Below are 14,971 nucleotides of genomic sequence, written 5' to 3'. Positions count from 1 at the left end.
CATATATATTGAAATCGAGAGAGAAGTAATAAGAGTGATAATAGCAGAAAGAGGAAGGAAATAATTATGCGAGTAGCTACTATCCTCTATGCTGCATATGAGAAGATGAATACTCAAGCATGCAACTGGAACAAATGCTTCTATGCCTGGATAGACAATGGCGCAGGCAGCTAGTGCGTCGTGGTATGTCTGTGGGGAACCTCTCACACTGCTTCAAGAAGGTAAAAATCAAACAATGTGTACCCTACTGATAAATAGTATTTTATAGAAATGAAATATGATCATATGGCAGAAAGACACTAACTACTCGACTACATCAGTTGTTACTTATATATTGTTTAACAGCTTGAATATAACAAGTATTTGATACATAATAATTATTAAATACTTCATTTCGCAGCATAAGTCAAACTTGTCACCGTTTCTGAAGGAGGAGATATGCTTTCACCTGACGATACCTCTCAAATGGATGGAGTCCTGGAAATCCTGCCTCGTACTTTCTCCCGTAGACACCTTCTCAGCGAACGGAGGCAAGGAATCATACAGCAGAAACACACAGTTGAGGTATTACCACTCTCGGAGTATGATCCCCATGCTAAAATCATGCGGCGGCAAGTTGTGCAACTGCGCGAAGAAAATAGAAGACTACGTTTTGAATTAGAAGAGCAGAATAGGTTGAAAAAAGCTCTGGAAGCACAACCTGAACATGTACAAAGCCTTCAAGAAAAACCGATCCACTATTATACTTGCTTCATTAGCTATTCAAACAAAGACGAGGAATTTGCTCGCTATCTCCATACTGACTTAGAGGCTATTGGGGTAGATTGTTGGTTTGCGCCACATGATATGAAAATTGGTGATAAAATCAGATTACGTATTGACGAGTCTATTCGTCTGTACGAGAAACTTCTTCTTATCCTCTCAGAACACTCAGTTCTGAGTCAATGGGTAGAGCATGAGGTTGAAACCGCTTTGCACAAGGAATATGAAGGAACACCAAATGTTTTGTTTCCAATTCGTTTGGACAATACTGTTGAACACATCAAAACTGGATGGATCACAGATATTCAAACACGCCACATTGGAAACTTTTCAAGCTGGAAAAATCCAGATGATTATAAGCATGCTTTTAAACGTCTGATCCGCGATTTAGCGAGTGAAAAGTCACTGCGTTGATCGATGCTCTATCTATATAGCATTAAAAGCACATACGTAGAAATACATTTGCCTCACAATAAGAAAATAAAACAAAGTAGAGTGTTTGTATCAAAGCAGTCATCACTATAATTACATTTATAACACGAATTAGAGATATTACAGAGAAAAGATGTCCGAGAGAAAAGAGGTTCTTATCTGGAAATAGTGATGGACGTGCGTGCTAACGATGGGAAGTATATACATGTCGATAACAGACTCTTCTTTAAAAGCAAATTTGCTTGTGAACTGTATCTAAATGCTGAAGGATTGAAGGGAAACATAATGACAAACCAAGAACAGCTTGACATCCTCAAACAAGGGGTAGAGATTTGGAATGAGTGGAGACGCAAAAATCTTGATGAATCTCTACAACTGAGTGAGATTGATTTGGAGGGAAGCAACCTCAGTGGAATAAACTTGAGAGGCGCTGATCTCAGTAGAGCAAACCTGAATAATACAAATTTAAGCGAAGCCGATCTGAGCAATGCACGTCTTTGGAAAGCGCATCTTGAGAAAGCCAATCTCAGCCACATCTACTTGAGAGACGCTTACCTCTATAAAGCATGGCTCAAACAAGCAAACTTTCAAAGCGCGAACTGTGAGGGAGCTACTTTTGCACGAGCATATCTCCATCAAGCAGTTCTTCACAAAGCAGACCTAAGCGTGACGAACTTCAACGGCGCTGACCTCAGTGAAGCTGATCTGAGGTCAGCCAATCTTACGTCAGCCAGCTTTGTGAGTACAAATTTAACAAGAGCAAATCTCACAGGATGTTCTATATTCGGCATCTCTGCGTGGCGTGTTCACTTGCAAGACACAGTACAATCTCATCTCATTATTGATGATGGTAAAACTACTATCACGGTGGATAACTTTGAAATAGCTCAATTCATTTATTTACTTCTTGAACATAGGAAGCTTCGTGGAGTAATCAACTCTGTTATAGACAAAGGTGTTCTCCTCTTAGGTCGTTTTGATTACAATGGTCTCGAACTATTATATGCTATCGCTGACAAACTGAGAGAGATAAACTATCTTCCAATAATCTTTGATTTTGCAAGACCTAAAAGTCGAGACTTGACAGAAACTATCATGATCCTTGCAGGCTTATCTCGGTTCGTCATTGCTGATCTCAGCGGACCATCAGTTCCCCAAGAACTCTATGCAACCATCCCACATTTTAAAATACCTTTTGCTCCTCTTCTTGAAGAGAAGGAGAGATCTCACTCTCTGTTCCGTGATTTCTTGGGGTATCCTTGGGTACTACCCCTTGTTGAGTTTCGCAGCAAAAAACATTTGATAGAACTGCTCATTCCAAGCGTCATTCAACCTGCTGAAGAAAAATTCCAAGAAAGACAGGCATCATTAGACGCAGTATTCAATTGCTAACCATTGAGAGAGTCTGTTGGAGAATTTGGTTCTTGAATGTATCTTTGGAGAGGACATGACGTTTTCTGATAAACACCAGATTGTTCTGTCTTTCACACTTCCCTTGCATGATTCAGCAGTATAAGATGCTTCACTTTTTTCTCATGAGCTACCAAATCTAGAAGCTTCTCAAGAGATCTTCCAATTCCAGCATGTTTACTTTTCCTACATTGTTTGGATGAATCACGATAATTAGCTCTGGCGTGACCAACTTCTCGCGAGAAGCAAGGATAAATGAGAGAACAATAAGTTTTATCAAATCGGCATGAGAGGCAGTTCCAATACGAGCTAAATCAGAACCGATCACAGCCATTGCTACTTTGTCATGTTGCCCTTTTACTCGAATTTCCTCCCACAACTTTTCCAAACTGACCAAGAGTCGTTTGATGTCTGACTCACATTTCAGATTGTTTCCCATATAGCTATATGCCGAGTAAAAATACTTTTTTGTCCCCACTGATAAGGTTGCAACAGTCCCGATGGGATAGCGTTTATTTTTCCCTCTTGTCTTTTGTTTATCTATCTTACCAGAAATCCCCTGGAGTGCTGTGTTAATATCTTGATCCAAACGAATTCTGTCATTCTGATAAATGTTCGTTAAGCATTGTCCCTGGATCGAGGTGGGCTTGATGATATCTCCTAATTCAGTGTCGAAGGCATCGCTTACACCAATGACGAGGTTGGAATCTTCTTGAAATAAATCTCCCACTTTAATAGTCATCTTGGTGTCTGGCACTGATAATTGATGAGAAATTGTTTTTTTCGGGCGTAAAGAAAGAAGAGAGCCTGCAAGAGATATGCCTCCAATTGCTATGACTCCTTCATATCCAAATTGGAGGATACCTGGAAATAATATGTCCAAAATCCCTAACAACAAGGCTATTGATCCCAGGATTTGGAAAAAGGATGCAATGAGTCTTCTGAAAGCCTGTCGAGATAAAGCAGTTTTTTTGTATCCCTTTAGTTTCATAGACCTAAACTTTCGTAGACAGAATCGAGATAACGATAATTTCCCGTTCTGATACTCTTGTATTTCTGGTAATGGTCTGCAAAATCATCCAACGCGTCCTGAATAATGTTCATATGGAATGCAACATGCATGGTATATACTTTAGTTCCTATCGCTCATGATCAGAGTGCCACATCATACCCGCGCTTTTTGTTGAAATTCACTACAACAATAGGAATGTCTTTTTTCGGGCAAGGGAAATCTCCCAAGAAACGAACTTATGCAAGTATTTTGTTTTTTCCCTACCAGTAAAATCATTTGTGTTGTATTTGCCATGCGTTCTCGTAGCTGCGCTTTAATGGATTCTCGGAACTCGTATCTCTTGCGCTGTTGATATCGTGAGCATCGTAAAAATTGAAATCTCTCTGCTCATGTTCTTCCCATGTTTGCATCATATGATGCACCCATATATCTTTTTCCCCATCAAATGTAACATATGTTTTATTTCGATAAGCTATACCACGCATTTCTCTTCTCATATCTTGTGCAATTACTATTTCTCTTTGATAGAGGAAAAATCCGTATTTTATTTATGGAAAGTATAGCAGACATATATTTACCTGTCCAGTACTATTACCTAGTGATATGTTTATCGATGATTATAAAGTTGCAGAGAGCAGTTTGCATGAATTATCTTTACTCCTTACCTATTTACTCCTTCTCATATTTTATAATCCATATACTTACGAGCAAGTAGCCAGGGTAAGTGCAACCAAAAGGCACAGATCAAGATGTTGATAGAAGTGATCGGATCATGTCAGTCTGCTCATGAAGTTCGGTGTTGAATAAATCCCTATGCTTTTTGTTGCATTTGTATTTTCGCCGCCCAGCTCCGTTTTGGTAATTGTCAGTCCTCCTCAACCAATTAGGTTGGTAGAAGGCAGAACCAGCTTATCTCCACCTTATTTTATTGGATAAGGAGAGAACATAGTCTTATAGAGAGCGTGAGAGAAGAGGAACATGAAATGGCAAATCAAGAGCATCTTGATATTCTCAAACAAGGAGTAAAGATATGGAACTACTGGAGAAAGATACGGAGGAACATCGAGGCAACGCTCATGGAAATTGCTTATCTTGACTTAGCAGAGTTGGCCAACATAGCTTCAAATGAACTGGATCTGAGCAGCCAATTCGCGCAATGGGTAAGCCAAGACTCATTCGATCTGAATAAAACCACTTTGAGTGTGGCCTTATTGCAATGGGCTATACAGAGAAGACTGGTTCTGAGTAGAACTGCCTTCAGCCAGCAATATTTGCATTGGATAGGGACTGACGAAGAGGAAGAGAGAGAAGTGAGCAAGGAATTCTTGCGATGGGCAAGCCAACGGTCACTTGATCTCAGCCACACACTTCTGAGCAAAGAATTTGTGAAATGGGTCAAGCAGACGGAGATGGGAGGCGGAGGCCCAAGATTCCTACATCCAATAAGAGATCGGGATAGCCGGAATATTACATGGATACCAAAACTAGATAAGATCTATCAACGCAAGATAGATCTTTCACAAGCCGATCTGAGTGGAGCAAATTTAAGCAATGCTAATCTCTCGCAAGTAGATCTCTCCCACACTAATCTTAGCCATGCAAAGCTGAATGGAGCCGAGTTGCAGGAAGCTAATCTCAGAGGAACAGATCTCAGTCACGCACATCTTATGGGAGCTGATCTCAGAGGCGTGGATCTGAGTGAAGCAGATCTAAGTAGGATTGACTTGACCAGGGCCATCTTAAACAAAACTCTTCTCATCAGGGCTAAACTTATTGAAACACGCCTCAAAGGGGCAGATCTCTCGCAAGCGGATCTCTCCCACGCTGATCTTACAAAAGCTGATCTTACCGGGGCCAATTTATCTCACTCCATTCTGATCGAAACGAGATTCATCAGCACCAGATTGACAGAAGCAAATCTACTCCAGGCAAAGCTCAGCAGTGCGATCCTTTCGGATGCCAATCTCAGAGGAAGCTCTTTACGTGGAGCTATCCTTGACCATGCTCATCTGAGAAGGGCTGATTTGAACGGAGCTTGGCTCGATGATGTTCATGCAACCGAGGCCGATTTCAGCCAAGCGATCCTTTCGGATGCTGATCTGAGCAGAACGCATCTGGCAGGCTCCAATTTGAGTGAAGCAGTTCTCTTTCATGCCAGGTTCAAGGGAGCCAACCTGAGCAGAGTTAACCTCAGTAGCGCTTTTGTCAGCGATCTCGATTTCAGCCAAGTGAATCTGAGCGGAGCGAATTTGAGCGGTCTTGATCTGAGAACCGTGAAGTTGGACAAAGCTCAACTTTATCAAGTCAATCTCAGTCGAGTGAATCTGAGTGAAACCAATCTGAGTGGGCTAAACCTGAGCGAAGTTGATTTCACTGAGGCCAATTTGCGTGGGGCGACACTGAGCAAAACGAATCTGAGCCAAGCCTGTCTTGAGAGAGCTGATCTGAGCGGGGTAGACCTCTTTCAAGCCAATCTGAGTGAAGCACAGATCAGTGGATGTCGCATTCATGCCATTTCTGCATGGAATGTGTGCTTAGAGGGAGCGGTGCAAGCAAATTTAATCATCACACCACCAGAAGAGCCTCCTATCACTGTAGATAATTTAGAGATTGCTCAATTCATTTACCTGCTCCTCAATAATCAAAAGATCCGTACTATCATCGATACCATTACCTTTAAAGTTGTTCTTATCTTAGGGCGGTTTACACCTGAGCGAATGAGAATCTTAAATGCCTTGCGAACCGAACTGCGCAAGAAGAACTATACACCCGTGCTGTTTGACTTTGATAAGCCAGCCAACCGAGATATTACAGAAACGGTCTCGACATTGGCTCACATGGCTCGATTTGTAATTGCCGATCTCACAGACGCGAAAAGTCTTCCCCAAGAACTACAAGCAATTGTGCCTAATCTTCCTTCAGTTCCTATTCAACCATTATTGCATGTTCCAGATCGTGAGTATAGTATGTTCGAGCATTTTCTAGGATATCGTTCGGTTCTTCCTCTTCATCATTATACAGATCAGGAAAGTTTGTTACAAACGTTAACTCAGGATGTTATCGATCCAGCCGAAAAGAAAGCAAAGGCACTGATTCAGAAGAACGGGTTCTTCAGTGCGAAGTAAAGGTTATGCTGAGGTTAGAGCTATGGAAAATCGATAACGCAGAGTGATTAGTGAGTGCTTGTCGTTCGAGAGGAACAGGTAGGAGTCGCTCATTCCAACTCGGCGTCAAGCCTAAACAATCTGGCAGGACTCTATCAAGACCGGAGCCGCTATGGGAAGCGGAACCAATCATGCCGCAGGCTGCAACGGTTTACCAGATATCTTTCGGTGTGGAATACTATACTGGCCCATTTTTAATAGCCTGCATCAGATGTAGTATCAAGCGACTCCACAAAGTCCTTCAGTTTGAGCATGTCAATGTGTTTCGCATCGTGCTTGTTGATAACAAAACGGAGGTGATTGGTTGGTCTCCTTGTAATGCGGCTATAGCTGTATGCAGACAGTAAAATCTCTTTCAGAGCTAGCTCGAAATCAGTATACAGCCTGGCCTTGCCGGTGCCAATGACTGGTATGGAAATAGTCTCGTTATCTGCGGTATTTTCAATGCAGGTCCAAAGATTACATAGTGACTCGTGGAAAATTTGCTGTGTTGATTGTGCTCTCCCATCCCCTCCCATCTTAGAAATGGCGATGAGATAGTAGCGTTTACTCTTCTTCTCGATGCAGAGAACAGTTCCTAGCGGATACCTGTCTGCTTTGCCAATCCGCTTTGAAGTGTCTTTGGTTGCAAGCGCTTTACTTTTTCGGAGCGCCTGCTTAATATCTTTGTCGAGCGCTTTTACATCATTGTTATACACTTGCTTCGTAAAGAGCGCTTGTAAACTGTGCTTACTGATTAGCTCACTGCTTACCTCTGTATCAAAGGTATCGCTGAAGCTGATAGCAGCACCGTCATCAAAGGCAAAAATGTCACCAACAACAATGGTGAATGTGATACCTTGTCGTCGGAAGTGGTGACTGAACGTTCTCCGGTTGAAGAGCAGCCAGCCGGTAATGCCGAGCGTGATGACCACCAATGCTATAAAATACCAATATACTGGCAGCCTGTGCTGTGGGTCGATGTAGCTGCTTATATCGAAAGGCAGCCACAGTATGCCTGTAGCCGCCAATACTCCCACGAACACCTTCTTGAGAAACGTTATCACAAACCCAAACCCTCATACACGAAGTCTTTATAATAATATGGCTCTATCTTTGGGGCGTCCGCTATCAGGTTATTCTGAAATTCGGCCACATACTCATCCAGCGCATACTTGATAATCTTTGGTTGCCACGCCACTGAGATCGTGTAATAATTTGAGGCCAAGCTTTCTGGTAACTTCAAGGTTTGCACTTTTCGAGATTGATTCAAGTTGGCAAACACGACTGGCAATCCTCGCCGACGTACAGCCTCTACCTCATAATGAAGAAAAGAGGTTTCCCTAGCTGCTTTTGAGCGCGTTGTATCACCAACCAGAAGAATAGCTTGTTTTGTATTAGCCAACCGCTCTCTAAGACGAGCTATGATCGTTTCAGGTTGGCTGGTGTCACGTGCTGTATTGAGGTCATGAGCATTGTGGAAGTCAAAATCTATATGTTCGTTCTCTCTCCAGGCTTGCATCATTCTATAAGCATAAAGGTCGGCTTCGCCATCGAAGGCGATATAGGTCTTATTTCGGTATGCCATGAAACACGGACTCCTACAGATGTCAATTAAAAGGTATTTTCTCGCTACAGCTTTTTATTTTCTAATAATCTCGACCTATGCATTTTAACGCTGTTTCGAGATCACTTTATCGAGATGCTCCTGATTATAACAGAACGATTTGCAGATGTATAGAACTTATTGTCTAAAATAGAAAGGTTCTGGCTACATAGTTACTACTTCATTCACAATATTACGAGTATAGCTATACATTTTATTCTATTTACGAGATAGAGTATCTGGTAACAAATAGCCTATATATATTATGGAATCGGTAATTTTATATCGCTTGATTTATCTGTTTGGCCGTCACCTCACATTGGTAGTCTTCACACAAAAAATCTCAACAAGAAACCCGGGCAGAAAGATAGTTTTGGGAGGCGTTTTCTCAGAAACGACAAGGTGGAGCCGAGACAGATCGATGAGACGGCACAAGGTGAGCTTATGAGTGGAAATACCTGGAGTATGTAAATTGGAGATTGAAGCCCGAAAACTGATACGCGCTGAGAGGAGCGTCACGTGGTCTTGCGGCGAATTGCTCTGATGGTCGCTGACCCCGTAGAATCGCCTCTCAGCGCTAAATTTGTGGAATCGCCTCTAGAGCCATGCGAAAAAGCGCTCTGTGAGATGTACGACTGTTGGCCCCTACTAGTTCATTTGGTGATGGCATCGGCTCTGTCGTGGAGTGTGGCGACGGTCTGTATTCCAAGTCTGGAGGTCAGAAAGGAAGCTACTCGAAACATGAAGGCGAGCAAGCTCTTCTGTACTCACACTCACTTCACAAATTGGTTGGTTCACCTTCGGCCAGCCTCTCAACGAAAAAGATGCACCACTGGAGTGTACGGTGTTGTTGAAATCGGGGCAAGAAGGAAGAGGTGTGACAAGTGCGGGAAGAGGAGTGTCACCAGCGATTCTAGAAAACGCCATACTCTCGATTCATCCCATTTCTTGCACTCGCTCTCATTTGGGAAGCACGAATCTCTTTCGTCTATGACTATGAGTACACGAGTATATGCGAATCGTCTCTAGATGTAGTATACTGGGCAGCATCAAGAAAGAAGGGCGTTTCTCTTGAAGTCGAGTGGGTGGTGAGAACACTCTTCAAAAGAAGAAAGGGTTGTCTTGTGTTGAAAAGAAGGAGTGAGCAGGATCAATGTCCGATGAGGTGACAGGATCGTCACACGTAGAAGCGCAGGGGAGACGACTGGCTGTGGTGGTTGGGATCAATGGAGAGCCTACCCCTGATCGAGCGCCTCTGCTCTATGCAGGGGAGGATGCAGAGGCGATGGCTCAGGTCTTGCAGAGTGAGGCGTGTGGCTTTGAATTGTTCGCTCCTCCGTTGCTAGGAGAGCAGGCTACCACTGCTGGCATCAAAGATACGGTTTTGGATCTGGCTGATGTTCTGAATGAGGAAGATACAGCACTCTTCTATTTTAGTGGGCATGCCGAAGCGATGCCCACTGGAGCTGACCTCGATGAAGTCTATCTGGTCAGCCATGATTTCAAGGCAGCTCGCATTCAGCGTGACAAAGACGCACAGATCTCTCTACGCTGGGTACGTCAGATCTTGTTTGAGCATGAGCAAGCGAAAAGCATCCTCATCATTTTGGACTGTTGTTATGCAGGCAAATTTCGGGATAGCGCTCCCGATCCGTATCTGGATGCATTGCAGCATCGATTACGCTATTATTTTGGGGAGCCGGGAGCCGAGAGTCCTGCCCGTCGAGGGGGAGTGCGTTTGGCGCTCACTGCCACAGGAGAGACGGTTGCCAAAGAAGCTGATGGGCATGGTCTCCTAACAGGGCATATTCTCTCTGCCTTGTGTGGAGAGCAAGAACAGGCGATCACCGCACAGGGTTACGTCACCTTTACCAGCCTCTTTGGGTATTTGGATGAGAGCATGCCTCTTCAGCAGCGTCCTCATTTCTTTGGGGCTGGCAGTAGCCTGATCTTAGCCAAGCATCTTGCCTTCTCACGAGAGCAACGCCAAAAGCTGGAGCAAGGAGTACGACGTGTAGAGCGAGAACAGCGCCTCCGTACGATGTTCTCAGAACATTCTGGCTTCTTGCAAGATCGGTTAGCAAGCTTTGTGGGTCGTGAGGAGGAACTGAGGGAGGTACACAAGCGGATCGAGGCGCTTCTCTCAACAGGAGGATATCTCGCCATTACAGGGCAAGCCGGTCAGGGCAAGAGCAGTGTGATTGCCAAACTGATCGAGGCACAATCTCAAGCGCAAGGCAATCTGGAGCGAGTGGCCTTCCACTTCATCCCACTGACACCACCTCCCGATTATCAAGTGGTGCTGCTGCGTAATCTGATGGCTCGGCTCATTCTTAAATATGATCTTTCGGATTTGTATGTGGCCAGTGAGAGCCGAGCGGCGCTTGGGGAAGCCTTTCCCAGAATCCTCCAAGAGATTGCCGAGAAGGGGGGACGGGAACTCATTTTCATCGACGGGTTGGATCAATTGCAAACGGACCCGCACACGGGATGGCGTGATCTCAGCTTTTTGCCACAAGGTCCAGATCGACTTCCGCCTGGTATCGCCTTTGTTATGGGAACTCGCCCCAACGATACCTTGCGCCCTCTCGATCTGCTCAAACCGGCTCAGGAGTATCGCTTGCCCAACCTGAGTCGCCATGATTTTAATCTCATCTTAGCCCATCACCGTGTTATTCTGAAACGTCCTCTCGCAGATCGCTTCTACACCATGTTAGGAGAAAACGCTCTCTATCTGGATCTTGTTGCTCAAGAACTCGCTGTCCCCCAAGGCTTAACAGATCTGTATGTTGAGGGGATCGTTCGGCGACTTATCGATGATCCAGACAACGTATTTTCATTGACTATTGATCGCCTCCGCCAGCAGGGTTCACTCTGGGCGCTTGTCATCAAACCTGTGCTTGGTCTGCTGCTTGCTGCACAAGAGCCTCTCATGCGGGAACAGCTTAAACAGTTGCTCAACCTTGCGATGAAATCGAACGTCGATGGTGAGCTGGTCAACTTGGGATTGGAACGGCTTGGCGGTCTTGTGATCATTGATGAGCAGCAACGCTATAGCTTGTTTCATCTCAAATTTCGTGAGCATCTCTCTCAGAAGGAAACCTCTCCCAAGAAAAACTACGTTTTTGATAGAGAGGATATACAAGGGTGGCATGCACGCTTTATTGCTTGGTGTGAAATGTATGGGATGGAGAACATCTGGGAAGAGAACACATCTAGCCTTTTTGAAAAAGATCGCCGCCGTTATGCACGCCAACACTATATCACCCATCTGTACCACGCTCACTGCTGGAAACAGCTTTTTACTGTGTTAGATGAAGGGGTCTATGGAAAGAAGAAAAAGCGTTTTGATACTGGTGGACAGTTATATATGCAGGATCTATGGTATGGTTGCCAGGCCGCATGTTGGAGTGATTGGACATTAGAAGAAAGTTTGGAGCACTTGGTTCGACTTTGGCGCTATACGTTATTGCGGTGTAGTTTGCGTAATATTGTAGATCAGTATCCACAGCAATTATTTCAAACTATGTTAAGCTTGGGCAAAGAAAAGGAAGTGCTTAATCTGACCGATCTCCTTACACAACCAGAAAAAAAGATCGAAATTTTGCTTTTACTCATTCCCGTGCTTATGAAGCAACCAGAGAAGAGACAAGATGGAATGGCAATCATTCGTCGGATTGAAACGATTATCTGGAGCCTTACTGACATCACGCTGCAAGCAGAGGCATGGAAGAGCCTCGCTGTAGTACTTGCTCAAGCACACATGGGAGAATATGCAGAGGAAACATTCTTACATGTAGAAAGGGTAGCAGAAAGTATTCAGGATATCGAAGATCGGGTGAATATATTAAAGGAAATAGCTTTAGCGCTCATACAGGTACATAAGCAGGAACATGCTCAAAAAATTTTTTTGCAAGCAGAAGCTCTACTCCGAAGTCTTCAAAACGATTCTTATACCCAATCAAGAGCATTAGAAGAGTTCGCCTCAATATTGATTCGGGCTCAACAATGGGAACAGGCAGAGAAGATGGCGCGAAGCATTCGGGATGACCAACGACGCGACGGAGCATTGAGTGAACTTGTTTGTGCATTGGCCCAAGCCCAGCAATGGAAACAGGCAGAACTCATTCTACCCGCTATTCAAGATGCTTCGAGTTTGGCGTCAGCACTCTGTGGACTTGTTTCAGCGCTGACGCGGGAACAACGGCGGGGATATGCCCGACGATATATTCCTCAGATAGAAAAACAAGCACGCAGCATTCGGGAACCTCAATGGCAATCTGTTACCTGGGAGAAGCTAGCTTCAACACTCATTCAGGCGCACCAGTGGAAGAAAACGGAGGAGATAGCTCGAAATATTCAAGATATTGATATACGAGTAAGGGTGTTAGCGAAACTAGCTTTAGAACTCAAAAAAGCAAAGCGTATGAAATATGCAGGACAAATTTTTCTTCAAGCAGAAGAAATAGCACGAGAGAAGAAAGAGGCAGAAGATCGGGAAAGAATGCTTATACGATTGCTTTCGGTGCTGGTGGAAGCACAGCAGTGGAAACAAGCAGAACAACTTTTTCATCGATTAAAAATGGCTATAGATGCTATTGGGCATAGCGGTTGGCAGTCGCTATTATTGGAAGAACTTACCTTCGTGTTAGCTCAAGCACAGCAGTGGAAAAAAGCGGAGGAGGTTGCGCGGAGTATTTCAGGTACGAATCGGCAAGCGATGGCTCTGCGACACGTAGCATCTGGCTTGGCTCAGGCACAGCAATGGGAACAAGCAAAACAAATTGCTCTGAGTATCACCAGAGTTGAAGAACGAATCAAAGCCTTGGGTGATCTTGCCTTAGCCCTCACGCAGGCACAGCAATGGGAACAAGCAAAACAAATTGCTCTGAGTATCACCAGAGTTGAAGAACGGATTAAAGCCTTGAGTGATCTTGCCTTAGCCCTCACGCAGGCACAGCAATGGGAACGAACTACACCTTTTATCGCGTTAATAGAAGCACAATATGCTGCAAGTTCATATCAGCAAGCAAGAGCCTTGAGTGAATTTGCTACCTACCTTGTCTTGATGGAGCAGCAGGAGTACGCTTATTGTTTCTTCAATCTTGCAGAAGAGATCGTAAGCACCCTTTCTTTAGAAGAGCGGGTGAATGGATTGCATGCGTTGATTTTGGCCCTCGTTCATGTACAGCAGTGGGAAGCCGTTCGTCGCCTCTTAGATGAAGTAGAAGAAGCAATTGAATGTTTTGTTATATCTCAAGACAGGCTGGAGGCGTTTGGGGACTTGGCAGGGGCCTTAGAGCAGGCACAGCAACCCTCTCATGCCAGACGTTTCTTCGGTTTGGCATGGGAGGCTGGAACGCAGATATTGAATCAGTATCAACAAATCGATCTGCTAGATGCATTACTGCGGGAGGAAGAGATGAGTACTCGTGTTGCTCGTATCAAAGATATTTTTCGTTCTCTCCCACATTCTCCCCTACAAACGCTTGCAATTTTGATTCGATCTGACCATTCCCCATATAGCGTAGACATTGACGGTGGGGAGGAGATACTCACCACCCTTCTCAAACAAGCACGAGTGCAACATTGGCGCAAAGCAGAAAAGATAGCACGCACTATTCAATCCGAATCTCATTATGATGCTTTCAGAACATTAGCCTTAGTAGCCTTAGCAACCTTACTAGCGCAAAAGGGCCGTTGGAGTGAAGCGGAGAGAATAGCTCATTCTCTTGGAGCATTTGAGCAAGCCGCAGTACTAACAGATTTGGGCGTAGGCTCGATGCAAGTAGGCTTCACGGAGCAAGCAACTCGCTTTTTCAGGCAATCAGAGGAGATAATCAACTCCATTCAACGACCAAGAGGGCAAGCGCGAGCGTTAGCTGTACTCGCAGCGGGGTTATCCCAGGCTCAACAGTATGAGCAAGTCGTGGCCCTCATACAACGATCCTGGCAACGTACCAATACGAGAGACGAAGCAGTCCAAATACTTCTCCTTACGGCTGGGTTGATTCGCTTCCACCACGATTTAGGTGCTTCCTTGTTCAATGTCTTTCAGGAGGTAGAAAATTTCCTTCAAGTGAGTTATGAAGATCCTCTTGAAAAGGCAACATCTTGAGGAGATCATTCCGTTTTCGGAGCTATTGATTTCGATAGCAAGCCGGTGGTGATCGAAGCCGCCGATCTCAAAGAGGCCGATGTTGCCCTCCAATTGGCCCTCAAGTACTGTGCGTTGTATCCGACCACCGCCGCTCAGGTGAGTTCAAACAGCACGATCAAAGTGCAAGGGCAGATGCCTGCACGCAAACGCAGAAGGCGCAGATAGAGGCACAAGATTGCTGTCTCCAGATCAGCCCTGAGTGCTGAGCAGACCTGGGCCACGAAGGAGGCATGCCAAGCCGAGCTGGAAAAGAGGAGGTTCTTTTCCGCTCCCAGAGCCTTCTGCTACATGGTGAGCAGTTCCTTGAGGTGAGGCTGCAATTCGTGGATCTCCTACATGGGCAACGATATCACTCCTGCGTTGTCGGGCAGTTCACACCACATGGGGCAGCGAAGTGGGATCTGATCTATCAAGGACTTGTGGGGTGATCTCCTGCTCTAGTTCCC

At 44.8% G+C, this 14,971-nt stretch carries 9 protein-coding genes; 6 read left to right on the top strand and 3 right to left on the bottom strand.

Annotated elements, in window-relative coordinates:
* The first annotated feature begins 438 nt into the window (after window positions 1–438).
* The gene (locus K3T83_RS42520; protein WP_220209216.1) at window positions 439–1,176 is read left to right on the top strand and encodes a toll/interleukin-1 receptor domain-containing protein; all 738 of its coding nucleotides are present in this window, start codon (window positions 439–441) and stop codon (window positions 1,174–1,176) included.
* Between the two features lie 303 nt (window positions 1,177–1,479).
* Complete coding sequence (locus tag K3T83_RS42515; protein WP_220209215.1) at window positions 1,480–2,586, top strand: pentapeptide repeat-containing protein; 1,107 nt, start codon at window positions 1,480–1,482, stop codon at window positions 2,584–2,586.
* 157 nt (window positions 2,587–2,743) lie between these two features.
* Here the strand turns inward: K3T83_RS42515 and K3T83_RS42510 are convergent, their stop codons facing one another.
* Window positions 2,744–3,595, bottom strand: a complete 852-nt coding sequence (locus K3T83_RS42510) for a macro domain-containing protein (protein ID WP_220209214.1) — start codon at window positions 3,593–3,595, stop codon at window positions 2,744–2,746.
* A gap of 1,004 nt (window positions 3,596–4,599) precedes the next feature.
* Here K3T83_RS42510 and K3T83_RS42505 point away from each other — a divergent pair.
* A complete protein-coding gene (locus K3T83_RS42505; protein ID WP_220209213.1) occupies window positions 4,600–6,741 on the top strand; it encodes a pentapeptide repeat-containing protein in 2,142 nt (713 codons plus the stop codon).
* Between the two features lie 233 nt (window positions 6,742–6,974).
* Here the strand turns inward: K3T83_RS42505 and K3T83_RS42500 are convergent, their stop codons facing one another.
* Together K3T83_RS42500 and K3T83_RS42495 are read right to left on the bottom strand one after the other, a co-directional pair.
* Window positions 6,975–7,826, bottom strand: a complete 852-nt coding sequence (locus K3T83_RS42500; protein ID WP_220209212.1) for a macro domain-containing protein — start codon at window positions 7,824–7,826, stop codon at window positions 6,975–6,977.
* On the bottom strand, window positions 7,823–8,347 hold the full coding sequence (locus tag K3T83_RS42495) for a TIR domain-containing protein (RefSeq protein ID WP_220209211.1): 525 nt from the start codon (window positions 8,345–8,347) through the stop codon (window positions 7,823–7,825). The genes K3T83_RS42500 and K3T83_RS42495 overlap by 4 nt, the downstream gene beginning before the upstream one ends.
* A gap of 1,171 nt (window positions 8,348–9,518) precedes the next feature.
* On the opposite strand from K3T83_RS42495, the gene K3T83_RS42490 reads away from it, so the two are divergent.
* From K3T83_RS42490 to K3T83_RS42480, 3 genes are all read left to right on the top strand, one after another.
* Entirely contained in the window at window positions 9,519–14,483 is a 4,965-nt protein-coding gene (locus tag K3T83_RS42490) for a caspase family protein (RefSeq protein WP_220209210.1), read from the top strand.
* 45 nt (window positions 14,484–14,528) lie between these two features.
* A complete protein-coding gene (locus K3T83_RS42485) occupies window positions 14,529–14,690 on the top strand; it encodes a hypothetical protein (protein ID WP_220209209.1) in 162 nt (53 codons plus the stop codon).
* 65 nt (window positions 14,691–14,755) lie between these two features.
* A complete protein-coding gene (locus K3T83_RS42480; RefSeq protein WP_220209208.1) occupies window positions 14,756–14,953 on the top strand; it encodes a hypothetical protein in 198 nt (65 codons plus the stop codon).
* The last annotated feature ends 18 nt before the right edge of the window (window positions 14,954–14,971 follow it).

This window comes from Reticulibacter mediterranei, from assembly GCF_016587455.1.
The sequence above is the reverse complement of the archived record's forward strand: the minus strand, read 5'-3'. Positions and strand labels throughout refer to the sequence as shown.

Coding starts and splice junctions, on each gene's coding strand:
- K3T83_RS42505 (WP_220209213.1), top strand. CDS start 4,600: ATGGCAAATCAAGAGCATCTTGATATTCTCAAACAAGGAGTAAAGATA.
- K3T83_RS42490 (WP_220209210.1), top strand. CDS start 9,519: ATGTCCGATGAGGTGACAGGATCGTCACACGTAGAAGCGCAGGGGAGA.
- K3T83_RS42515 (WP_220209215.1), top strand. CDS start 1,480: ATGACAAACCAAGAACAGCTTGACATCCTCAAACAAGGGGTAGAGATT.
- K3T83_RS42520 (WP_220209216.1), top strand. CDS start 439: ATGCTTTCACCTGACGATACCTCTCAAATGGATGGAGTCCTGGAAATC.
- K3T83_RS42495 (WP_220209211.1), bottom strand. CDS start 8,347: ATGGCATACCGAAATAAGACCTATATCGCCTTCGATGGCGAAGCCGAC.
- K3T83_RS42510 (WP_220209214.1), bottom strand. CDS start 3,595: ATGAAACTAAAGGGATACAAAAAAACTGCTTTATCTCGACAGGCTTTC.
- K3T83_RS42480 (WP_220209208.1), top strand. CDS start 14,756: ATGCCAAGCCGAGCTGGAAAAGAGGAGGTTCTTTTCCGCTCCCAGAGC.